This window comes from Flavobacterium araucananum (assembly GCF_002222055.1).
Classification (GTDB): domain Bacteria; phylum Bacteroidota; class Bacteroidia; order Flavobacteriales; family Flavobacteriaceae; genus Flavobacterium; species Flavobacterium araucananum.
Genome location: NZ_MUGS01000040.1, coordinates 35,504 through 60,084 on the forward strand (window position 1 = coordinate 35,504; position 24,581 = coordinate 60,084).

Genomic DNA, 24,581 nt, shown 5'->3' on the forward strand with positions numbered 1-24,581 from the left:
TATCAAACCCTACAGATTTTAAAAATCTGTAGGGTTTTGTTTTTATGACATATCCCTATTCATATACAAAAATTCGTTCTACAAAATTGGCCTCTTGCTTTTCTGAACTTATACCTCCTTCAAAAAACATTTGAATCCAGTTTTTTTGATTATCAATTTTAAGATATTCTGTTTTTGTATCTAAGTTAATTTTTCCATTTCCTAAAAATGAATTCTTACTTGACTCCTCGATTATTCTATTATCAGAGTCGTATTTTCTATAAATGACCATTTCGTCTATATAAACTAAACCTTCTTTATTATTCTTAAAATGTTGCTCTATAAGGTTGCCTCTTTCATCATATATTAAATCATCCTCAGACTCGTTTACGTGCGTTTCTCCTCCCACATAATCATAAGAAAAATTCGTTTTTATAATTTTATTTTTATCATATTGATATTTTACCAAACTTCTTAATGTATCGCTTCCCGAAGAATAGCTTTTCTCTTCTAATAATTTATTCTCTGGTCCATAGCTGTAAATTGTTTTTCCAGTTACCTTTCCATCTTCATCATAACCTATCGATTCTATCTTTTGCTTTAAATTATTATACTTGTTTTCCGGATAATCAGATTTTTTAGGAAATATTTTTTCTTCGATAAACTCACCATTAGCATTTTTTTTGAAAGTGGTATAGTTTTGCATTTTTCCTTTTACATACTTCCCGTTCTTTTTAGATGCGTAATAAAAATTCTCGGTGTATTCTTTGATATTTCCATATAATTTCTCTTCCCAATTTGCAGATAGCTGCGGTGCATTATAATCTGCTACATCCATTTTTTTAAGCTCTGTTCGTTTTTCTTCCTGATTAGAAATCATCTCAAAACTCCTGTCTATACCATAAATAGGTTCATAAAGAACAAAATCATTCTTAATTGGCGCAGTAGTTTGAATAAAGATGTACTTGGCTTTTTCAGATATTATATCATCAATTGTAAAAGCTTTTTTATATTCTTCAAAAGTCATTGCCGGATTAGCTTTAAAAGCCTCAAAAACGCGTTTACTTACATTCCCTTTCAAATCACTATAACCAGCTCTTTCATCATTGATTTTTTTGTTTTTCTTTTTTAACTGTACCAATTCCTGATAGCTGTAATTTACCAATACATTACCTGTCTCATCATAATTTATCAAATGTATATCGTTTTTTCTATCACTATTATTCAAATCCGCTATCTCTATCAAAACCACATTGTTGATAATCGCAACTAAATTATATGCAGTGTTATTCAGCTTAAACGTAGTTCCAATATCCTTTTGAGAAAGCTTTACCTGAGCATTATCTGTTATGAATTTAATATTATAAACCACACTGCCTTTAATTTCAGAAAGTTCGTTATTGTTTTTAAAATTTACCGCATTATTTATTTGATCTTGTTTACGGAGTGTAGTAAAATTCAAATCAGTAGTTTTTCCGTTATTAAATTTTAACAAAGTCTCGCTGCCATAAGAAGTACCGCCAACATTCTTAATTTCAATCAGCTCCTTTTTTAAATTAAACAACTTGCTTGTTACGGGGTGAAATTCTATAATAGAAACCTCATCATTCTCTTTAAAATAGGACGGAAAGCGAGAATTAAACAATAAGTCATATCCATATTCAGATTTCCCCAATTTTAGAACTCCTCTTGCAATAAGAGTATCTATTGAAGAATTTACAACCTCACGGGATTGAATGGTTTTCTTTTGAATTTCATCATTTTTTTTATTTACTTTTTTAAAAGGAAAATCAGGGACTTTAAACATTGCTTTACTTGTATTATAAGTCATTTCATAAACCATATCCTTCTCTTCCTTACTATATTCTTTTTTTTGAGAAAACATAGAAAGACTAAAGCCCATCAAAATCAGTACAATTCTATTCATGTGTGTGTTTTTTTTTTGAAAAATACATCTTTTTGAAACAAACTCAATCTCATCGCTATAAGTTTTTTTGCAACAGATAAAGAAAATATTTTATGATTCGGCTACAAATAAAAGCATCAATCCAGCGCAAAAGATTACTTATACTTTGCAATCGTGTGCAGCCCAACAAGCTTAAATTAGTCCGATATTATTTATGATTCCTGAGATTTTAATTTTAAATTTGAAATTAAAGAACTCTTCAAAAAATAATGAATTAGAAATCCATCTACGATAAATTAATCTCATGAAAAAGTATATCATTCTCTATCTATTTCTCACCCTAAATTGTGTAGTATCTGCACAAAATAAAGACATTTGGATTTCATTTTGGGACAAAGACACCACCCATATCGGTTTTAAAGATAAAACCGGAAAGATTAAAATTGAACCGAAATTTATGGGGCTGACTTCTGCCAATAAATTTGACGAGATCATTGTGGTTTCAGAAGAAGTGAATCTGGATAAAACCTGGAAGAGTTATTATCTGACCAAATCGGGCAAAATAATTGGTCGTGATAGTCTGTATGTTTATGACAATGGACCTGATTGCGAAAATGAAGGTTTTATTCGTTTTAAAGACAATAAGACAGACAAAATGGGGCTATTTAATGGCGAAGGAAAAATCGTAATTCCTGCCGAATACAGCGATTTAACCAGAGTAAGAAACGGAATGATTATCGCTCTAAAAGGTGCACAAAAAGTGATGGATCCTGGTGGAGATGGGCATTTTGGCTGGGCAGGCGGCAAAGAATATCTTATTGATACCAATAATAATGTGCTAATCGAGAATTTTAGATACAATGATGAGCTCAATTTTTATTCTTTACTAAAATCAAAGGAACCCAATAAAGAGGAAATAAGAGAAAACTTTACCGGAGTTGACGGTCAATATTATTCGTTTGTAAATTTTGATAAAGAGTTTAAATCATGGCTAAAAACGAGTTTACTTTCTGATTTATCAAAGAACAATTTATTAAAATTCTCTTATGATAAAATCACGTATTGGAAAGAGCCAAACGGCTGGAAAAATGAATCGAAAATGAATTTCATCAATCAGAATTACAAGATAATAAAAGCTAAATTGAGTGAGCTTACAACTGCAAATTCTGATTACAATGTTTTTTCTGAAAGTTTGAATCAATTTATTTATGAAGGAAAAGAATTTGAAGAATACTTCAATAATTGCAATCAGGCAAGAGATTGGAAATATCCTGTAAAAAATATTGTGATTTCTAATAAAAATGGAAAACAAGATCATTTTGAGTTTTTAAGAACTGAAAATGGCTATAAGCTTATAAGTGTTTCTAGTGCAAAAGACAATCTCAAATAATTCTTTTACTTCAGTATAAAAGTTAACTTTAAAAAATACAACAAACCTAACCGGTTTTTAAAACCTGTTAGGTATAAAACGTGAAATATGAAAAACTTTATTTTTTTAGGGCTTGCTATTATATTTGAGATCATCGCAACTTCGGCCTTAAAAAAGTCTGAGCAGTTTACACAGCTTATCCCAAGCATTATTACAATTGCAGGCTATTTTGCTGCATTCTATTTTTTAAGTTTTGCTATTAGAACAATTCCTGTTGGGATTGCTTATGCGATCTGGTCTGGAGTAGGGATAGTCTTGATTACTGTAATTGGTGCTATTTTCTTTAAACAAATCCCTGATTTACCTGCTATTATTGGTCTGGTTTTAATTATGATTGGCGTAGTTGTAATCAATGTTTTTTCTAAAACTACGGCGCATTAACTTAAAAAACTCTATTTTTGATAGCATCAAATGATCCCATCATGAAGCCTCCGTATGACATTACACCCACTATATTAAAACTCATCAGTTCAATTTCTGAAAAAATAGGAGCCCTAAATGCCGTAAATTTAGACAAACAATCTCCTCAATTAAGGAAACAGAACAGAATTAAAACCATACATTCTTCTCTACAAATTGAAGGAAATACTTTAACCGAAGAACAAATAACAGCTTTAATAGAAAACAAACGTATTATTGGTCCGGAAAAAGATGTTCTTGAAGTGCTTAATGCTATAAAAGTATATCAGAAATTAGATCACTATAAAGCAACATCCTCTAAATGTTTTTTAGAGGCACATACAACCTTAATGAATGGATTAATTTCGGATGCTGGAAAATATCGAAGACAAGGTGTTGGAATAGTAAAAGGAACGAAAGTAGCACACATTGCCCCTCCTTATGAAAACGTTCCTTATTTAATGAATGATTTATTTGATTATTTAAAAGATAAAGATGAATTAGCGCTAATTAAAAGCTGTGTTTTTCATTATGAAATGGAATTTATTCATCCTTTTTTAGATGGAAATGGTAGAATGGGCAGATTATGGCAGACCGTGATTTTAATGAATGAATATCCAGTTTTTGAATTTTTACCTTTTGAAACATTAATTAGCCAAACCCAAAAAGAATATTATAAATCCCTTGCTTTAAGTGATAGTAGCGGAAAATCAACCCATTTTATTGAGTATATGCTCGATGTAATAAATAAATCTTTAGAAAGTTTATTGAACTACAACAATAGAACAGTAAAAGATGTTGATCGATTGGATTATTTTTCTATGTTAGGTATAAGAGAATTTACAAGGAAAGATTATATGAATGTTTTTAAAGATATATCGTCTGCTACGGCAAGTCGAGATTTAAAAAAAGGAGTCGAACTTAAAATTTTTAAAATTGAGGGAGCACAAAATAAGACAAAATATATTCTAATATAATTCAAATGAAAATGGATTTTAGAAAGAGTACAATTTCAGATTTAAAAGAAAAATCAAAACGATTATTACCGATGTAAGCATAACTGTAAAGCTTTTTTTTGACAAGAAAGGTTTCATCACAAAAGCGGAACAAAAAAAATAAGATTAAGTATTGAACTGATCAATTACAAAATGGAAAAAGTCTGAAATAATGAAATATTTTTTTCAGGTTTCAAATTACTGCAAAACCTAAAATAAAGTAAAACAACAAAAACACCGCAAGTTTCGGATTTTATGCCTGCAGAATCCTATAGATCTTTGTATTATAAAATTGAACGAAAATGAACACACAGGAAAACATCAATTATAATAGGATTGCCGAAGCAATAGATTATATCAAAGTAAACTTTAAGGAACAACCCAACTTAGATGAGGTTGCAGAAAAAGTGCATTTAAGCCCGTTTCACTTTCAGCGGTTGTTTACGGAATGGGCAGGAACAAGTCCGAAGAAATTCTTGCAATACATAAGTATCGAAAACGCCAAAAAGATCCTTAAAGAAAACAATCAGGCTACTTTATCTGATGCCGCTTTTGATACGGGATTATCCGGAACAAGTCGTTTGCATGATTTATTTGTAAACATCGAAGGAATGACTCCTGCTGAATACAAAAATGGTGGCAAAAATTTAGAAATTAACTTTAGTTTTGCCGAAAGTCCGTTTGGGAATATCATTGTAGCATCGACCAGTAAAGGGGTTTGTTTTATGGCTTTCGCCGAAGATGAAGAAACTGGATTTCAAGACCTTGAAAACAAATTTCCAAATGCTACATTTTCCAGAAAACTAGATTTGTCGCAACAAAATGCGTTATTTATTTTTCAAAATGACTGGAGCAAATTATCCGAAATCAAACTGCACTTAAAAGGAACTGATTTTCAATTGAAAGTTTGGGAAACGTTGCTTAAAATTCCAATGGGACAACTTTCTACTTACGGTTCAATTGCACAACAAATCGAGAAACCAAATGCTTCCAGAGCTGTAGGAACCGCAATTGGCAGCAACCCTGTAGCTTTCCTGATTCCGTGTCATCGTGTGATTCAATCTTCAGGAACCTTTGGGGGTTATATGTGGGGAAACACCCGTAAAACTGCTATAATTGGTTGGGAAGGTGCTAAAATTAATTCAGCCATTTAAAAACTTTTCCATGCAAAATATACCATCAAAAATTGCTTCTCTTAATTGGGAAAGCATCACCGAATCTATGCATCAAAATGGTTTTGCCATTATACCAAATATGCTGAATAATGAACAATGCGAAAACTTAAAAGAGAACTATTCGAACTCTGCGCTTTATCGAAAAACAGTTATTATGGAACGATATCGTTTTGGCTTAGGCGAATACAAATATTTTAATTATCCTCTTCCTGATCTGATTCAATCAATTCGAACGGGTATTTATCCTAAATTGGCACCAATTGCAAATACGTGGATGAAAGCACTAAATATAAATACCGTTTTTCCTGAAAACCATACAGAATTATTAGAGCAATGTCATGCCAATAAACAACTAAAAGCAACTGTTTTAATTTTAAAATATGGTCAAAGCGGTTTTAATACTTTGCATCAGGATTTATACGGCGATGTTTATTTCCCGATTCAAATTGTATTATTTCTGAATGAACCTGATGAAGACTTTACCGGCGGAGAATTTGTTTTGACGCAACAAATGCCAAGGGCACAATCGAAAGTCATTGTACTGAAACCAAAAAAAGGAGACGTTTTGGTTTTTACAACCAATTTTAGACCTGTAAAAGGTACAAAAGGGTATTATCGCGTAAATATGAAACATGGTGTGAGCGAAATTCATTCGGGGGAACGACATACTTTGGGAATTATTTTTCATGATGCGTTGTCTTAATTTTAAGGTGCAAAGAGGCAAAGGTACAGAGGTTCAAAGTTTCAAAACACCGTATGTCCGTAGAGGCGCACTGCAGTGCGTCTGAGATCATGTTCTTTTGCCCCGAATTCGCGAATTATTTTTAAAATCTATTCGAATAGAATTAGTTTAATTCGTGAATTCGTGGCGGAAAAAACCCAAAAACGTTAGACGCACCGCTGTGCACCTCTACAGAATAAAAACCGATAATTTTTTCACGTAGATTAGGCAGATTGAGCAGATTTTTTTAATCATTTTAATCCTGTAATCTGTGGCATAAAAAGACAAAGAAATGATACAACATCAAGAAATTTCAGATTTAGATCTTCGAAATAAAATTAAAAATTCGGAAATTTGCTTTGGTGGAAACCGAAAACTAAAAATTTACGGAACGTTGCAATGTTCTTCGGGAAAAAGAATGAAACGAGAAAATCGGGTTTTCTTTTTATCTGAAAATGAAGCGAAACAAAATGGTTACAGACCTTGTGGACATTGTATCAAAACCAAATATCAAAACTGGAAAAATGGACTTATTTAACCCTGAAATAAACGAAACGACCAATTTGCTTCCTAAAGACGGAACTGTAAATTATTACGGAAAACTGTTTTCCAGAGAAAACGCAAATCATTATTTAGACGTTTTGCTAGAGTGTATCGAATGGAAAAATGATGAAGCTATTATTTTTGGAAAGCTTATTATTACGAAACGGAAAGTAGCCTGGTATGGTGATTCGGGTTTTGAATATACGTATTCGAACACGACAAAAAAAGCACTTCCGTGGACTACCGAATTACTGGAATTAAAAACTATTGTTGAACAAAAAACAGGCGAAACATTCAATTCTTGCCTGCTTAATTTATATCATTCCGGCGAAGAAGGAATGGCGTGGCACAGCGATGGTGAGAAAGATCTTAAAAAAAATGGCGCTATAGGATCTGTAAGTTTTGGTGCTGAGCGCAAATTTGCTTTTAAAAATAAGGAAACCAAAGAAACGGTTTCGCTAATCTTAGAACATGGCAGTTTATTGGTTATGAAAGGCACAACACAAACGCATTGGTTGCATCGTTTACCTCCCACCAAAACAACATCAAAACCTCGAGTAAATTTGACTTTTAGAACAATTGTTTCACAATAAAAAGTATTGAACCATTAAGATATTAAGAAAATTAAGTATAAAATCTTAATTTCTATTTCTGTTCAAAAAAAAATTTATAATAATCCGCATTTTTTGTAAATGTCTAAAATTACAGATTCCTTTCCTAGAAGGTAATTATCAATATCATGAGGGAATTTTTTAGCCATTTCAATTTTAATTTGCCCATATCTATCTCTTTCCTCATCATGCATACGAAGATAATTTCGAAAAGTCGTATGTCGTTTTAATTCTCTGGCATCTTTATGACATACATATAAATGATGCTCCATAAGATGTTCTTTATTTTTATAACTAAAAGCTTCTCGGCCTTTTATCCCTAAATCACCAGCATGCTCGTAACCAATAATATTTAGCTTTTGTTCTACTACTGAAAACATATCATTATCGACTACAACATCAATATCAATAATAGGTTTTGCAGATAGCCCGGTCACAGATGTACTCCCAACATGCTCAATTGACAATACTGAGTCGTTTAAAACTGAAAGCAATTCTTTTTCAATTTTTTGAAACTCTTCTACCCAATTAGAATTGTATAGAACCACTACTATATTCCAACTTTCACTACCAATCATGTAAATTCTTTTTTACAAATATAATAATTAGCAGATTATTTCTTTTTTGAGGTAACATTTTGATAAGAAAGCTTTAAAGCATCTTCAAACATTTCTGACCTTACCTTTGAAAGTTCTACAATTGTCCAGCCTTGTTTGCCCCATTTATTCGGAATTGGATAAAAAATCATTTCGCTTGACGCACAAAAAACAGATTGATCGATTTCGTTTAATTTCAATACTGCCCGATTGTTCTTTTCGTCAAAAGTCGCAAATATCTTCTTATTGACACGAAATGAGGTCTTCTCGAAATGTGGTTCTTCGGTTGCATTTTCAAACGCTAAAGCTAATTTTCTAAAGTTTTCAATTGAGACCATATTAAATATGTTTTTTATACAATATCTTACCAACCTTGATTCAATCCGTTTTTCAAGACTTCTTCATATTTGTCTTTATCAAAGGTGTATAGATTTGGTGCTTTGTGCGCAACGTTACTTTTCTTTTCGTCGAGTTTGGTCAGGATTCCAATGTTGGTTATTTTTCTTAAAAAGTTTCTTCTGTCGAGTTTTCGATCCAAAATCGTTTCATATAATTTCTGAAGCTCGGGAATGGTAAATTTTTCGGGTAATAAATTATATCCTATTGGCATTAAATTCAATTCTATTCGAAGCGTATTTAATGCCTTGTCCAGAATTTCTTTATGATCCAGGATAAGATCCGGCACTTCTTTATGATCAATCCATTCTATGATTTCTGTACTGTTTTCTTTATGCGGAATTGCTTTTAAAAAATCAACTAAGGCATAATATCCAATTGTTACAAAACGTTGCGTAAACCATTTCCCATCTTCTTCCAGGATATTAAAATGGGCTAAAACGGCTTTCTCAAAATGATTATCGTTGCGTTTTACTCTTCCAAAAGTGGCAAATTGTCTTAAAAAAATACCCTCCATTCCTGTACGCAAATTCAAAACAGTAACTGCAGCTGTATCAATATCCTGATCGATAGGAACAAATCCGCCGGGCAAAGACCACTTGTCTTCATAAGGAGCTTTAATCAATAAAACTTTAAGCTGATTATCATGAAAACCAAAAATAACACAGTCTATTGAAAGTCCAGGCTGGTAGTTTTCGTTATTATCTAATATTCCTTTTGCCATTCTGTTTTATTAAAATCTATTTTCCTTTTTTTTATCAACTTGCAATTTAGATCATTTTTGCAAACCCGAAACATTTTTTTACAAATAGACTTTATTACTTACTAAAATTCTTAATAGAAATGATACTCTTTGCAAATCACAATTTTTGCCTAAAATTAAAGTTGAATTAGAAAAAATAAGTACATTGCGTCATTATAACACATTAGGTTTTTGGTTTGCTGTTTTTTTAGCAAAACAAATTCTTAGAATCAGATAACGTATTAACTAACAACTTTTAATATTGTTTTTTTTGTAACAAAAGCCAAAAAAATTAGTCTATTTAAGTACAGAAAAAACATTAATGATTTAAATATGAGCATTCCAAATTTAGAAAAAATGAATAAGAGTTTTATGAGAAAGATATACTCTTCTTTTGGATTAGTATCAAAAAATGACCTTTTAGAAGCTTCACTAAAATATAGTGAAGAACAGGAAAGAATTTTTAACGAAATGATTATAGAAACTGAGGCAAAAGATAAAAAAGCAAAACGTGAGGCTTTTGATAAAGCTTTGTTTGCCTCTTATAAAGGAATTGGCGCTATGGATTTTATACATACTGTTTTAAAATAATTTCAAATTACACATCACAAGTATTGATTTTAATTAAATTACTGGTCTAAAACTTACTGAAACCTTGCTGAAAAAGCGAGGTTTTTTTATTTTAATTCCTCTCCTGTAAATTACTATTTATCATAAACTTATAGGCTCTAAAACTTTTTTTATATCCTTAAATTTTAAGTTTAATAGTAATAAAAAGTGAACTTTTTTTTAATTTCAATTGTCCATCTCAATAAAATGACGCAATTTTATTAAGAAAATTAAATTAATTAATTTTAGCAATCTGTAAGTATTCTCTAAGTGCTGCACTTTTACAGCGCAATAAAAAAAGGATTATACTTATACTAAATTATTTGAAAATATTAAAAATACAACGATGGAGAATCTTATTCAATCAGAGAATTACAAAATTCAAAAACCCGCAGAATGGGCTACTAATACCAATGACAATCAACTTATTGAATATATAAAAGAATCAGATTTTGCAAGTAAACAAATCGATGAAGGACGAGACTATTGTTATTTTCTGGATAAAATTTATTACACCAGTGACGACGAAAACAGCGAATATGCTTGTGTAGCGTATACGCTTAACGAACCTTCGAATCTGGAAAATGCTTCGGTTATGGATGTGGTTGTCGAAGAAAACGAAACTTACATTATACACCGAATAAGTGTTTTACGTGAAGGTGTTTTAATCGATAAAATTCCTGATACTAAAATTAAAGTACTGGACAGCGAAAACCAAAGTGATGGTGGGGTTTTGAGCAGCAATAAAAAAATCAATATTACGATAAAAGATCTCCGTTTATATGATGTTTTGATTATGGAGGATTCAAGGGTAAAGATTTTTACAGAACGTGACTTTATGCGCAAGGAGTTTCTGAAATTTGTTTGGGTAAGTCCCAGTACTTATTGGGCTTACGGAAGTTATAAATTTACTTTTATCAACGATCGTAAGAAGTCGATTGCCTACAAAAAAACTTTTTTCAGAGACGAGCAGGGAAATGTAATAGAACCGGAAATTTACTATTTAGAGAAAGGTCAGAAATTTACTATTGATAAAGAAAATTACATCAATTTTGTTGATACAAATCGTGAGGTTGCTCCTTTTATTGACTTTGCTACTGATAGCAACTGGATCGATTTATCTAATTATATTTCACCGTTATACGAAGAGGTTTACGAAAAGGCTTCTTTGCATGAATTTGCACCAAATTTGGTCGAAAAGCTGGATGCGATTACAAACAAAGACGAACAGTTGCAATTTGCAATCGATTATGTACAAAATCATGTCTATTATGTTTATAATGCAGATGAAATGAACGGTCACAAACCGCAGGAACCATCTGTCACGTACCAAAATAAACAGGGAGACTGTAAGGCCAAATCTGTTTTACTAAAAGTTATTTTAGATTATATAAAGGTTGATGCTACTGTGGTGCTGGTTAATTTTAGCACGGATCATTATATAAAACATTATTTGCCATCGCTTCTTACTTTTAACCATGTTATTGTAAAAATCGATTATAAGGATGAAACTTATTTTATTGATGCCACAATTCGTGACGAATTTGGATTAATCGAAAATCGCGGCTTTATTTATTTCATGCATTATTTAGAGGTTAAACCTAATCAGGATTTAAAGATCAAAAAGGCGCATAAATTCCCTTATTATGGGATTAATGAAAAGGCAGATTTTAATGTTCAGAATAATATTGGTCAGCTTTTGTTAACGACAACTTACAAAGGAAATCGTGCCAATTATATGCGTAAATATTTTAAAAACACCAATAAACGAGAAATCATTGACAGCTGGAATAATTTCTTTTTCTACACGCTGAATTATAATAATGACAGAAACGGAACTGATGTTCGAAATATCTTCAAAGAGACTACAATCGAAACATTGAGCGATGATAAACAACTGAACGAATACACTATTCAGTACAAAGCTACGGTTGAAGATCCTTATTTTACAGATGCACAAAAGAATCGCTTTTTGATGTATTTTGATCGAAATGTAATCAAAAATAATGCTCGCGATTTCCTGCTTACAGATATTGCATTCTGGCATAATTTTGACAACGAAAAGTATGAAATCAATCTTTATACGGATCAACGAATTGATGTAGAAGAAAAATATACGGTGCAGGAAAGCTCGATTAAAAATCCGTATTTTGATTATAACAGTCGCAAAAAAGTGACAAAAAACGGTGCATCGATTTACATTGATTACACTCCATTGGTAAATTTAGAAATTCCGACTTCAGATTTCGAAGAATTCAGAAATGCGCATCATGCTGTTGCTGATAGTAATTTTGGACTTGGAATTGATATTATAGAGCAAGGCTTTATGAATTTGATGAAATTTAATTTTAAAAAATTAGTGAAATAATGATAACAAAAAAACTTCTCAAATAGGTATTGATATAGAAGTAATATTAACAAAAAAGAGCTCCTTGAAACTGTAATCATGGAGCTCTTTTTTAAATTCTGGTCAAAGCTTAAGTTAAGTTCCTGTAAGTGGTACTTGTTCTATTAGTTTTCCTTTTTCGTCCCATTGTGTAAATGTATTTTTTATTCTGTCCCGAATAAAATCAACTTTTCCATTTTCATGATAATACTTGTAATAAATTTCTTCCTTGTTTTCTACTTTACTTTCATATTTTAAATTTCCATTACCATAATAAGCATAAAATTTTCCATTCGGAATTCCATTTACAACATTTTCAAAATGTGAAATTTTTCCATTGTCGAAATAGCAAATGATTTTTCCATTATATCTTAAATTATCTTTAAAAAGAATCTTTTTTTTATAAAGTCCTGAAAAAACCAGCCTTCCATTTTCATTAAAATATTCTACGTTATATTCGTCTTTTATTTTTTGGGTATATTTTTCCATGAAGTTGCCATTAAAGTAATGATAACTTTGCGATACGTTTTCTATGAATTTAAATTTTGTTTTTCCATTTATCCAATAATCAGTTGATTGTTCTTTGTCATTATCATACTCATGTTCAAGGCTTCCATTTGCTCGAAAACTTATATTTTTACCAATTTGTATTCCATGACTATCATATTTACGAATACATTTAGGTCTCCCACTTTCGTACCAATCAATAATTTTATCATAAAATTGATTCTTATTTTTAATATTGGCAATTGATTTCTTTTTTCCCGATTCGTAAAACCCAACCATAATATAATCTGATTTTTCTTTGAAAAACCGTATTGTTCTTATTCTTTTATTTTCATAAAAAAATGTATCGATTACATTATAATTTTCTTTATTAATTCCTATTTCATTTAATTCATTTTCAATTATTGTTTTTTTCTCACAACAAGAAAATAGTAAGCAAATTAATACTGGTAATAAAACATTCTTTTTCAATTTTCTCTTTGTTTAATTGGGTTCGCATTTAACTAAAGTTAAGTTTCTTGACTAATGACGCATTTTCAACAACCCTGTATTAATACTAAAAAAAGTTTATGCTTTTTCATCATTTAATCTTTGTAGTTATTTATTTTTTTTTGAAATTCTCTGTTTTTATATTCCATTTCTTTCTCTGCTTCTTTGCGATTACGTGAATTAATTCTCTCAATATCATCTTTTTGAGAAGGATCTACAGTTGTATCTTTTATTTTTTTTTCATGAACTCCTGAAAGATTTCCTCCAAAAATGTCGGTAGCTTTATAATTATATAGTGGCATTAGTATCATTTCAGGATCAGATGAAATTGCATTTTTAGAAACGGATGAATTCGTATTAGGAGCTCCATATTTTAATCTGAGTTCAAACTCCAAAAGCCACGGATACATCATTGATGAATTGGGGAATAATTTGCCCAATAAATAACCTAAATCAATACAAGTATTAAAGTCATGACTTGGCGTATTAATAGATCCGGAACCTCTGTCATTTCCTAAATTTCCACTTCCTGCAATTGGGTCTGCACCAAAACCAAAAACTCTTATTCCATCACTTTGAACTAATGTGCCAATTAAATGTCTAACTACAACTTCACTCAATTGTGTCGCTTTTGTCCAACTACCGTCTTTGTTTCCTCGATATATTGTATTGTCTTTACTCTCGAAATAAAGTTCTCCTTCAGAAGCTATTGTGTTTGGACCATCAGCAAAGAAATTATGATGAAAAGAAAAAAGATTTTCATAGCGATCCTTACTTTTTCTGGCTTCCAGCATTTCTCCAATAGCATCTGTTCTTTCCCATATATCATTATCAAATGGGTTTCTATTCTTATTTTCCCCAAATCTATCTCTAAACATAATAAAAATTGTTGTTTTATACTAATTTGATATTTTGTAAAATAAAATATTTCTTACGATTTCTTTATTAAAAAAAATAAATAAGAATAATAATATTACAAAATTATCTATAAAACAATTACAACTGTAAGTATTTTATTAAATATTAAAAAAATCTGAAAAAATATTTCATAAAACTAATTTTCATAAAAACAAAAAAAAATGCACAATGGTAATTGCGCATTTTATATAAGAGATTCTTTTATCAAAAATATTATTTCCCTTTCAAAAATTTTTCTAAATATTCGACCTTTTCTTTTTCAGCCAAAACCAAGCGTTCGTAAAGTTCCACAACTTTATCAAGAGGATTAAAATTAAGTTGCAAATTGATTGCATTTATGGTCGAGTTATCATTACTAGTAAAAGTATTGTTAATGATATTCAATGCTGTTTCATCACTATAATTTTTAATTGCTTCTACAGAAACCCCTAAAACTTCAGCAATCGCATTTAATTTTTCTTCATCAACATTTTCGCTTCCTTCAATATTAGAAACAGATTGCTGGCTTAAACCAATTGCTTCTGCTAGTGCTTCTTGTTTCATGCCACGAAGCTCTCTGATCCGGCTAATATTTCTGCCAATATGTTTTGGTTTTGTTGCTGTACTCATAATTCAAAGGTATTTAAAATTCTTTAAAAACTTTCTATTTTTGTAAAACACAAGCCAGCATTTGTAATTTACTATTTTAAGTAGTATTTGCTGACTTGCTTTTATTATGTAAAAATACTATTTTTCGCACAATAACAAATTATAAAAAAGAAGATTTATTATACTTTGAATTTAAAGCAATTCAAAGTCAGATTTTAATTTGATATCTGCTGATGAGGCTCCAATCATTACTTCAAAATCTCCTGCTTCTGCTGTCCATTCTAGTTTGTTATTATAGAAAGAAAGTTTCTCTTTGTCAATTGTAAATTCAATAGTTTTAGATTCTCCTGCATTTAGTTTTACTTTTTGAAAATCTCTTAATTCTAAAACTGGTCTTACAACTGATCCAAATTTATCTTTTAAGTACAATTGAACTACTTCTTCTCCGGCTACTTTACCAACGTTTGATAACTGAAATGAAACTTTAATGGTTTCATTGTTCTTCATTTTCGGGGTAGACAATTTTAGATCTGAATAATTGAATTTTGTATAACTCAAACCGTATCCAAAAGGAAATTTAGGCGAGTTTTTAAGATCGATATAAGCAGATACATAATTTTTTGCATCTTCGTCTTTTGCTGGTCTTCCTGTACTAAAATGGTTGTAATAGATAGGCACCTGCCCTACTTCTCTTGGGAAAGTCATAGGCAATTTTCCGGACGGATTATAATCTCCAAATAAAACATTAGCGATTGCGTTTCCTGCTTCTGTACCCAACCACCAGGTGTATACAATTGCGGGAACATTATCTGCAGTCCAATTAAAAATTAATGGTCTTCCTGCATTTACCAAAACTACTACTGGTTTTCCGGTTGCTTGTATTGCTTTTACTAATTCTTCCTGAACACCCGGCAAATGAAGATCGCTTCGGCTTTTTGCTTCGCCACTCATATCGCGTCTTTCTCCTATGCTCAAAATTACAACATCGGCTTGTTTGGCAGTTGCTACAGCTTCGGCAAAACCATCTTTATTGTCTCCGTCTACTTCGCAACCTTTGGCATAAAGTAACTTGGTGTTTTTGCCTACTTTATTCTGCAAACCATCCCATTGCGAAACGATCCATTTATTATAATCAACATCTGGTAATTCTACAGACCAGAAGCCCATATTTTCTTTATACTCTTTTACCATTGGACCAATAAATGCAATTGTTTTCAGGTTTTTAGACAATGGCAAAATTTCTTTTTCGTTCTTTAATAAAACGATACTTTTTTGCGCCACATCAAGAGCCGCTTTTCTGTTTTCAGGATCATTCAGGACTTTATCTGCTCTTTTTTGATCTGAATATCGGTATGGATCATCAAATAATCCCAATTCAAATTTCTTGCGTAAAATACGTTTTACGGCATCATCGATCAAATCAACAGGTACTTTACCTTCTTTGACCAATTGGGCCAGGTTATACCTGTAGGCATTACTTTCCATATCCATATCGCTTCCGGCAGTAATCGCAGCAAGTGCAGCAGCTTTAAGATCTTTGGAGTATCCGTGTGCTACCATTTCGCCTATCGACCCCCAATCTGAGACTACAAATCCCTGAAAGTTCCATTTGCCTTTTAAGATATCACGTTGCAAGTGTGCATTTGCAGTTGCCGGAATTCCGTTTAGATCATTAAATGAATTCATAAATGTAGCTGCACCAGCGTCTAATGCTGCTTTGAAGGGTGGTAAATAGGTTTCCCACAACATTCTTTCGCTCATATCTACTGAGTTGTAATCTCTACCACCTACAGCGGCGCCATAAGCTGCAAAATGTTTTACGCAAGCCATAACCGAGTTTAAATCTCCGAGTTTATTGCCCTGAAAACCTTTTACTCTGGCATAAGCAATTTTAGAACCCAGATAAGTATCTTCTCCGGCTCCTTCCATAACACGTCCCCAACGCGGGTCACGACCAATATCTACCATGGGAGCAAATGTCCAGTGAATTCCACTTGCCGAAGCTTCTGTAGCTGCAACTCTGGCTGCTAACTCAATTGCTGGCAAATCCCAACTTGCTGCTTCTGCTAGCGGGATTGGAAATGTTGTTTTGTAACCGTGAATAACGTCCTGACCAAATAACAACGGAATTTTAAGTCGCGATTGCATCGCCAGTTCCTGATATTGTCTGGTATATTTTGTCCCGATAATGTTCAGCATAGAACCTACAACTCCTGCTTTTATTTCGGCTTGTTTGTTTGGATTTATTGTAATTGGTCCTGTTGCCGAGTTATCGCCTGTATATTGATTCAATTGACCTATTTTTTCCTCTATGGTCATTTTTTTCAATAGAGCATCTACTTTCTGATCGATTGTTTCTTGTTGGGCAGTTGCAAAAAGCGATACCATCAACAAGGTAAATGTGGTTAATTTTTTCATTCTTGTTTAATTAATTTCTATTAAAACAGGTAAATGATCTGAGGGATATTTTAAATCTTTCGAATCACTTAAAACTGCATGCTTTTGTATTGTGAGACCACTATTTTTAGAGATAAAAATATAATCTATTAATAAGGTTACTGGTTCATTGTGTTTAAAATCGTTAAACGTTCCTGATGGTCCAAAAGGTTTTTCTTTAGAAACATCTTTGGTATCATCCATTACTTTTTTAATGTTTACAATTTGTTTGGTATCCGGTTCTGAGTTAAAATCTCCCATTAAAAAAGCCGGATATTTTTTGGTGTTTAATGCTGCAATTTTAGAAAGCACTAATTCTACTCCTTTTACTCTGGCTACTTCGCCCATGTGATCCAGATGCAGGTTAAATACCCAAAACAACTTTTTTGTCTTTACGTCTTTAAATAAACCATACGTACAAACTCTGTTGCAGGCTGCATCCCAGCCTCTTGAAACTTTATTGGGTGTTTCTGACAACCAAAACGTGTTTGATTCCAGTACTTGAAAACGACCTTTTTTATAATAAATCGTACATGCTTCTCCTTTTCCTTCTTCTTCTCTCCCTATTCCAAACTTGTTGTAATCCTGAAAAGCTGTTGCTATATCAATAACCTGATTGGGAGTTGCTTCCTGGACTCCAAAAATATCAGGGCTGTAAAATTGAATTTGCGAAGTAAAAAAATCTTTCCGGTTTGGCCACGCATTTTCTCCATCAGAGGCAACATCTAATCGAATATTGTAGGTCATGATTTTTAAATGCTGACCATAAAATGAAGCACTAACAAAAAATAGCAGTACTACTAAAAAAACTGGATTTATCTTTTTCATGTTTAAAAAAATTTAATTCGGTAAAGCTACCATTTCAGTAGCGTCGCAGAAAAAAATTAACTTTAAAACAATGTTAATTATGTATGCTCCCATAATTAACATTAGCTATATTAAAAGTACTAATTTAAGGGTTTTTCTTTCAAAAAATACCTTCAGAACAGGTAAGATTTTTCTTTTTTTTGAACTTACATCGATGTTTTCATTTTGTTTAAAACCTGACTGAATAGTATAAACTTTGGATCTACAACTTATTATTTCAACATCGTATACTATTCAGGCAAGTTTAAAAATTTATATGCTACTTATTTATATTTTTATAATGGTATGTGATTCAGAAAAGCTGTCAAATGTAATGCTCACATAATAGGTTCCGCTTGCAAAAGAGGTCATATTATAGCTATTATATCCTACTCCGTAAAAAACGGTGTTATTTTGCAAAAGTTGTCCATATTGCCCATAAATTCTAATAACTTTTGGACTGGATGTTTGTGGTGCAACACTTGGATTTATTAAACTTATATCAAAATAAGATGATACGGGATTGGGTGATACTTTAAAATAAGCTGTTGGAGGATTTCCCGGATTAGTTGGAGTAGTTGTTCCATCAGTCCAATTGTAAGTTCTCCAATTTCCCCAACCACAAGAATTTCTTACTCTTACTCTAAATTTTGCCGGATTGTCTGTAGGATTTGCGCCTGTCAGGTAAATACTTCCTTGTGTTCCTGTAGCAGTCGCGCTATTATAGAGTCCGTTATTTAAGAAATAAAAATTTCCTGAAATTTTGTCCCATTCCCAATCTGAACTTACAGGAACGTAACTACCAACTGGTGCAGACAGGTTGTAAATTAAATAATTATTGTTTGCCGGATTATTCAACGCACAAGGAGCACTTTCTGTTGGGCAGGAATAATTATCAATAAGTGGCATTGGAGCCCCTACTGTAACTACTTTTGTTTTTGTGACTGTTTGTCCGCATGGATTTGTTATGAGGGCACTTAATGTAAAAATACCCTGAGTCAACGAGGTAACGGTTACTTGCGAATTTGATGGTGAACTAATAGTGCCAATTGAAGAGTTTGAAATGCTCCATGCAACTGTATTTCCTGCACCGGCATCGATTGAAAATATTGATGCTGTAGGATAGGTACAATAGGAACTGATCCCGCCAATTGTTGCGGTACTTGTAAAAGGCGCAAGACTTACTATTGAACTTCCTGCACTATAATCTACACCGGCTAATTTTGCCTGAACTGTAATATTTCCGGGAGGATAACTCACCGGTGTTAATGTATAACTATTTGATGCCGTTTGATAAGTACCGGCAGCAACATTCCATCCAGAACCAATAATCCACGAATAAACAAGTGTGCCGGGCGAATTATATACATTTGTTACATAAAAAGTGGTTGATATTGTCGAATTACAAGGCACACCAAGTAATGATGGTGCTAATTTAAACTCAGGAGTTGCATTTCTTTTTACTTGATAACTACAAGAAGTATAGCCAGCACCGCCACTACTCGTGTATGTCACAAATAATAATCCTCCTGTAGGATCAAAATCAGACGGAACCACATTAAGACTTGCTGAAACGGTCACTACAGAAGTCGTAACATTTGTTGGCCAACTACCTGACGGAATAGCAATTGTTTGTTTCAATACGGCATTTGATCCGGCATTTTTCTTGATATAAACATAAACGTTACCATCTCCGGTTACAAGTGCATCTGGTTTTGATAATGTCACTCCAAAATTGATTGATGTAGAGGTACTGGCCCCTAAATCTATAAGACCACAACCACCAACATTAACACCTGGCGACCCACTATTGTTATATTGTAAACTTTGTGGTGTAACAGTAACCTGGCTATAAACAGCGAAGCTTAATAATAACGTAAATAATAGTATAATTCTTTTCATAATTTGTAATAGTTTATTAGTGATTAATAGGGTTCATTACTCATTCAAAATCTTATAAAACATTAAAATATCAGAATTAATTACACTTATTTTTTTGGCGGCTTATAGATTTTACGATTCCATTCTATTACTTGATAACATCTTCTTTTTTCCATAATTTTTCTTTTTTTGTGGTTATTAAATCATGATTGTATGTATGCTCAATTAGTTTGAAATTATATTGCTATGCGTCCTTAATAATTCTATTTGCTTAAAAAGCATACAGAAATTACTTTTCTGTTATACCTTACTTTTTACTTCCCGAAAAATCTAAGTAATTCAAATTGAATCCTCCTTTTTCAAAAAACACTTTAATTTTATTTGTTCCTGCATTTAGTTCTATTCCGGACAAAACAATCGTTTTCCATTTCGTATTTCCTCCTGTTACCGGAAGTGTGATTGTTGTTGATTTCTTTCCGTTTTCTGTTTCCAGATAAAGTTTACCTTCTAAATTCTCGCTTGAATATCGGATTGCTACATTGTACGTTTTTTGTTTGATAACATTGGCTGTAAACTGCAACCATTCTCCATCTTCGATAAACGAAACCTGATAACCATTTGATCCCGTATCTTTGCAGGGCAAAATATCGACACCATCATTTCGCATCGTATTTCCTTTATTCCACTCTTCAAATTTTCCGGTTTCTACTCTGTAATTTATAAAATCTTTATCGAGATAAGCCGCTCCGTTTGTTCCTAAATCATATTGAGTTGCGGCAATTTTACCGGGAATCAAATGTTTTTTGTACGGTTTTGTATCATTTGTTTGTACTTGTCTGAACATCGCATCAATTACATCCGGTTTTACGGTCAGGTTTTCCATTTTATAATTATCCGCCATTTTCATTAAGGCCTTTTTCGCAAAATCAGCCGTTGGCTTTTGACCGCCGTCTTTCCAGTATTTTAATAAAACATCGTATTCCGGAATTTTGGTTACTGAGGTTACTCCTGCAATATTTTCGATTTTTTTCATGGGCCAGAAAGCCCATCCTATATTGTTGCTTTCTACTAAAGTTAAGGCATCTTTAAACCAAACATTCGAGTTTTCTCCACTTTCTCCCAACCAAATCGGTACGTTGTATTTAGTTCTGTAATCCAGCATTTTCTGGATCGATTCTTTGGTATTGTAGTTCCAGTACTTATGAAAACTCAATGCCATATTTTCATCCCATAGCGGGAAAATTCCGTTGTAGTTATTTCCCCAGCAATTTCCTTCAATAAAAATTAAATGGTTGGTATCGACTTCGCGAATCGCTTTTGTAACCTGTACCATTAATGCTCTCAAAGGTCCGTTTGAGTTTTCGTCGCAACCGTTTTTATTGGTTCCTGTAAAATTCCAGTTGGGTTCATTTATAATATCGTAAGCTCCAATCCATGGATTATCTCTATATCGGGAAGCCAGTTTTTGCCATAAGGCAATCATTTTTTTCTGATTGGCTTCGCTTTCCCAAAGCGATGGTTTTGTGGTATCGTAGTCTGAGATCGCAGCATCATTTCCTTGTCCGCCCGGAGCAGCGTGAAGGTCCAGAATAAGATACATTTTATTCTCGGCACACCATTTTACTAAGTTATCCGTTATGGTAAAACCTTCTTCTATCCAGGTAATTTCACCGTTTTTTTCTTCCTGGATCGATGGCGTATACAAATTATAATGCATTGGTAAACGGATCGAATTAAAACCCCAGGCTGCCAGCGAATCTACATCTCGTTTTGTGATTCCGTTTGCCTTATAAGCAGCATAAAACTCTTTGGTTCCCTGTTCGCCTGCAACTTCCTGTATTTTTTGTTTGATAACATATTGAGGACTTGCAAAGGGCTGTGTTTGCAGCATATATCCTTCCTGCACCATCCAGCCACCTACACCAAGACCTCTTAATATTATATTTTTTCCGTTGCCATCTACAATATTCTGTCCGTCCCTGTGCAGGAATCCTTGTCCAAAAGCGGTAATCGAAAGTAATAATTGTAATGTGATAAGTATTTTTTTCATGCTATTTCGACATCTTTAATTTTTTAAAGCATAATACCCACAAGGTTTTTTAATCCTTGCAGGTATATAGATTATTTCTTATTTTAATTGAAAATCCTTTTTTTGATTGGCAATTTGAATAGTAAAGCTTCCTTTTTCAGAAATCCATTTCAAATCTTCATTTACAAATTGCAGGTCTTTTTGATTCAAAGTAAATTGTACCGTTTTGGTTTCTCCAGGATTCAGGCTTATTTTTTCGAATCTTTTCAGCGCTTTTACTTCCGGTGTAATACTTGCCACGTTGTCTGACAAATAAAGCAATACGGCTTCTTTTCCTGCTTTTGATCCTGAATTTGTAACGTCTACAGTTACGTTGATGTCATCTGTAGCAATGATTTCCGATTTGTCAATTTTTAGATTTGAATAGGCAAAAGTGGTATATGACAATCCTGTTCCAAACTCAAATTGGGGCGAATAACTTTTCTCGTATTTGGCATCGCTGTTTTGTTCTCCTTCAGAAATACTTTCGGTATATTTTCTATTGTATTTTTCTAGCGAATTAGGATATTTTGGATAGTTGTAAGGCAATCTACCGCTTGGGTTTACGTCTCCGTATAAAATATCTACCAATGCTCTTGCTCCTTCGTTTCCGGGAAGATAACATTGGACTACAGCACTCATTTTATCTTCAAAATCACTTATCAATCTTGGTCTTCCTTCGTTTAACACTAAGACTATTGGTTTGTTTAATTTTGATAAGGCCTGCGCTAATTTTACCTGCGAAGGGCTTATGTAAAGATTGCTGATATCACCCGGAGTTTCTGTATAATTTTTCTCTCCTAAACACAAAACAATTTTCGAAGCGGTTTTGGCTAGTTCTACTGCTTTATCAATTTCGGCATCATCTTCTTTTTCAAGATCTGCACCTTGTGTATAGAGCACATTTTCTTTCCCTAATTTATTTTGAAAGGCTTCTAAAATGGTAAATTTATCCGCCGCATAAGTATCAGAGTTTTCGCCTTGCCAATTATAAGACCAACCTCCGTTAAGGTATTTCATGCTATTGGCTGTTGCTCCTGTAACCAGTATTTTTTCGTTTTTGTTTAATGGTAAGACGGCTGCATTATTTTTTAGCAAAGTAATCGATTCCGCAGCTGTATTATAGGCTTCCTGAATGTGCTCAGGCGATCCAAATTTTGGATAATCTTTTAGATTCGCAACTGAATTTTCGAATAAATTCAGTTCATATTTCATTTTTAATATTCTGGTAACTGCGTCGTCTATTCTTGAAATTGGTACTTCGCCTTTTTTTACTAAATCGACAAGATCTGTATAAAAAGAAAATTCTTCAGGAACCATACTCATATCAATTCCTGCCATAACTGCGATACGAACTGCATCACGTTTCGACTCGGCAACTTTATGTCTGGTATACAAGTAGATAATATCTTTCCAGTCTGTGACTACCACGCCCTGAAAACCTAATTCTTTTTTAAGAATGTCTGTAATCAAATGTTTACTGGAATGCACCGGAGTTCCGTTTATTTCTCCGGAACTTACCATAACACTTTTTGCACCTGCACTAATCGCAGCCTGATAAATGGTGAGATCGTATTGTCTTAAAAGCCTTTCGGGAATAATACTTGGTGTTCTGTCTTTTCCTGTAGTAGTGCTGCCATAACCTATGTAATGTTTCATACAGGAGGCAACGCTATATTTTGAGCCAACATTGTTATTTCCTTCAAAACCGTCTACCAGCGCCACTGCCATTCTTGAAGACAAATAAGCATCTTCTCCAAAGGATTCCCACATTCTTGACCATGCAGGGTTTCTCGGAAAATCTAAATCCGGCGAAAAAACCCATGGAATTGAGGAGGCCCTTGTTTCATAGGCAGATATTTGGGCACCACGTTTGACCAAATCAGTATTAAAAGTCGCTGCCAAACCTATTTGTTGCGGGAACAAAGTGGCTCCGGCGGTATAACTTGCACCATGAATGGCATCGATACCATATAAAACAGGAATTTTAAGTCGGCTTTTATTCGCTTCGTTTGATATTGCTGTTAGCGTTTCCTGCCATCTTTTTAAGGTTGGAGCACCCGGATTTGGCACATTCAAAATAGACCCAATATGATAATCCTGAATTCCTTGTTTGAGCTTTGCAGCATCAAAATAACCTGGTTTTGCAGGATCCTCAAATATAGTAACGGTGATCTGAGTCATTTGACCTACTTTTTCTTCAAGGGTCATTTTAGACAATAATTCAGAAACTTTTGCGTCAATATCTGACTTTATATTTTTTGCTCCCTGACTCCATGCTGCTCCACAAATCAATAGGGCGAGCACTAGCAATGTATTGTTTTTCATTTGAAACTTTTAAATTAATATTTCATAATTAAA

General features: G+C 32.8%; 21 protein-coding genes. 9 read left to right on the forward strand and 12 right to left on the reverse strand.

Going from position 1 to position 24,581, the window contains the following annotated elements:
• Nucleotides 1–55: 55 nt before the first annotated feature.
• Complete coding sequence (locus tag B0A64_RS17965; protein ID WP_089480879.1) at nt 56–1,906, reverse strand: hypothetical protein; 1,851 nt, start codon at nt 1,904–1,906, stop codon at nt 56–58.
• A 283-nt stretch (nt 1,907–2,189) separates the two neighbouring features.
• On the opposite strand from B0A64_RS17965, the gene B0A64_RS17970 reads away from it, so the two are divergent.
• From B0A64_RS17970 to B0A64_RS18000, 7 genes are all read left to right on the forward strand, one after another.
• A complete protein-coding gene (locus tag B0A64_RS17970; protein ID WP_089480880.1) occupies nt 2,190–3,275 on the forward strand; it encodes a WG repeat-containing protein in 1,086 nt (361 codons plus the stop codon).
• A gap of 87 nt (nt 3,276–3,362) precedes the next feature.
• Nucleotides 3,363–3,695 (forward strand): DMT family transporter, encoded by a 333-nt coding sequence (locus tag B0A64_RS17975; RefSeq protein ID WP_089480881.1) that lies wholly within the window; start codon nt 3,363–3,365, stop codon nt 3,693–3,695.
• 41 nt (nt 3,696–3,736) lie between these two features.
• On the forward strand, nt 3,737–4,690 hold the full coding sequence (locus tag B0A64_RS17980; protein ID WP_089480882.1) for a Fic family protein: 954 nt from the start codon (nt 3,737–3,739) through the stop codon (nt 4,688–4,690).
• Between the two features lie 320 nt (nt 4,691–5,010).
• A complete protein-coding gene (locus B0A64_RS17985) occupies nt 5,011–5,862 on the forward strand; it encodes a bifunctional helix-turn-helix domain-containing protein/methylated-DNA--[protein]-cysteine S-methyltransferase (protein WP_089480883.1) in 852 nt (283 codons plus the stop codon).
• Between the two features lie 10 nt (nt 5,863–5,872).
• A complete protein-coding gene (locus B0A64_RS17990; protein WP_089480884.1) occupies nt 5,873–6,586 on the forward strand; it encodes a 2OG-Fe(II) oxygenase in 714 nt (237 codons plus the stop codon).
• Nucleotides 6,587–6,896: 310 nt separating this feature from the next.
• Nucleotides 6,897–7,142 carry an Ada metal-binding domain-containing protein gene (locus tag B0A64_RS17995; protein ID WP_089480885.1) on the forward strand — a complete coding sequence of 82 codons (246 nt, stop codon included), beginning with the start codon at nt 6,897–6,899 and terminating at the stop codon, nt 7,140–7,142.
• Nucleotides 7,129–7,740, forward strand: coding sequence for an alpha-ketoglutarate-dependent dioxygenase AlkB family protein (locus tag B0A64_RS18000; protein ID WP_089480886.1), 612 nt, complete (start codon nt 7,129–7,131; stop codon nt 7,738–7,740). Before B0A64_RS17995 ends, B0A64_RS18000 begins: the two co-directional genes overlap by 14 nt.
• Before the next feature lie 74 nt (nt 7,741–7,814).
• On the opposite strand, the gene B0A64_RS18005 is transcribed toward B0A64_RS18000, so the two are convergent.
• Genes B0A64_RS18005 through B0A64_RS18015 form a run of 3 tightly spaced genes read right to left on the reverse strand, consistent with a single transcriptional unit; the run spans nt 7,815 to nt 9,474 of the window.
• Complete coding sequence (locus B0A64_RS18005) at nt 7,815–8,336, reverse strand: GrpB family protein (RefSeq protein ID WP_089480887.1); 522 nt, start codon at nt 8,334–8,336, stop codon at nt 7,815–7,817.
• Nucleotides 8,337–8,371: 35 nt separating this feature from the next.
• Nucleotides 8,372–8,692, reverse strand: coding sequence for an MmcQ/YjbR family DNA-binding protein (locus B0A64_RS18010; RefSeq protein ID WP_089480888.1), 321 nt, complete (start codon nt 8,690–8,692; stop codon nt 8,372–8,374).
• 26 nt (nt 8,693–8,718) lie between these two features.
• Nucleotides 8,719–9,474: an NUDIX hydrolase gene (locus B0A64_RS18015; protein WP_089480889.1), complete on the reverse strand. Its 756-nt coding sequence runs from the start codon at nt 9,472–9,474 to the stop codon at nt 8,719–8,721.
• A gap of 390 nt (nt 9,475–9,864) precedes the next feature.
• On the opposite strand from B0A64_RS18015, the gene B0A64_RS18020 reads away from it, so the two are divergent.
• Nucleotides 9,865–10,083 (forward strand): hypothetical protein, encoded by a 219-nt coding sequence (locus tag B0A64_RS18020; RefSeq protein WP_244285446.1) that lies wholly within the window; start codon nt 9,865–9,867, stop codon nt 10,081–10,083.
• Between the two features lie 364 nt (nt 10,084–10,447).
• Nucleotides 10,448–12,469 carry a DUF3857 domain-containing protein gene (locus B0A64_RS18025; RefSeq protein WP_089480891.1) on the forward strand — a complete coding sequence of 674 codons (2,022 nt, stop codon included), beginning with the start codon at nt 10,448–10,450 and terminating at the stop codon, nt 12,467–12,469.
• 114 nt (nt 12,470–12,583) lie between these two features.
• Here the strand turns inward: B0A64_RS18025 and B0A64_RS18030 are convergent, their stop codons facing one another.
• The 8 genes from B0A64_RS18030 to B0A64_RS18065 all read right to left on the reverse strand — a co-directional run bounded on the left by B0A64_RS18030 (nt 12,584) and on the right by B0A64_RS18065 (nt 24,548).
• The gene (locus B0A64_RS18030) at nt 12,584–13,465 is read right to left on the reverse strand and encodes a toxin-antitoxin system YwqK family antitoxin (protein WP_089480892.1); all 882 of its coding nucleotides are present in this window, start codon (nt 13,463–13,465) and stop codon (nt 12,584–12,586) included.
• Nucleotides 13,466–13,578: 113 nt separating this feature from the next.
• Nucleotides 13,579–14,361 carry a hypothetical protein gene (locus B0A64_RS18035; RefSeq protein WP_089480893.1) on the reverse strand — a complete coding sequence of 261 codons (783 nt, stop codon included), beginning with the start codon at nt 14,359–14,361 and terminating at the stop codon, nt 13,579–13,581.
• 253 nt (nt 14,362–14,614) lie between these two features.
• Complete coding sequence (locus B0A64_RS18040; protein WP_089480894.1) at nt 14,615–15,010, reverse strand: helix-turn-helix domain-containing protein; 396 nt, start codon at nt 15,008–15,010, stop codon at nt 14,615–14,617.
• Between the two features lie 171 nt (nt 15,011–15,181).
• A complete protein-coding gene (locus tag B0A64_RS18045) occupies nt 15,182–17,407 on the reverse strand; it encodes a glycoside hydrolase family 3 N-terminal domain-containing protein (protein ID WP_089480895.1) in 2,226 nt (741 codons plus the stop codon).
• A 6-nt stretch (nt 17,408–17,413) separates the two neighbouring features.
• The gene (locus tag B0A64_RS18050; protein ID WP_089480896.1) at nt 17,414–18,253 is read right to left on the reverse strand and encodes an endonuclease/exonuclease/phosphatase family protein; all 840 of its coding nucleotides are present in this window, start codon (nt 18,251–18,253) and stop codon (nt 17,414–17,416) included.
• Between the two features lie 306 nt (nt 18,254–18,559).
• On the reverse strand, nt 18,560–20,173 hold the full coding sequence (locus B0A64_RS18055) for a T9SS type A sorting domain-containing protein (RefSeq protein WP_089480897.1): 1,614 nt from the start codon (nt 20,171–20,173) through the stop codon (nt 18,560–18,562).
• A 286-nt stretch (nt 20,174–20,459) separates the two neighbouring features.
• Entirely contained in the window at nt 20,460–22,202 is a 1,743-nt protein-coding gene (locus B0A64_RS18060; protein WP_089480898.1) for a cellulase family glycosylhydrolase, read from the reverse strand.
• A gap of 78 nt (nt 22,203–22,280) precedes the next feature.
• Nucleotides 22,281–24,548, reverse strand: a complete 2,268-nt coding sequence (locus B0A64_RS18065; protein WP_089480899.1) for a glycoside hydrolase family 3 N-terminal domain-containing protein — start codon at nt 24,546–24,548, stop codon at nt 22,281–22,283.
• Between the last annotated feature and the right edge of the window lie 33 nt (nt 24,549–24,581).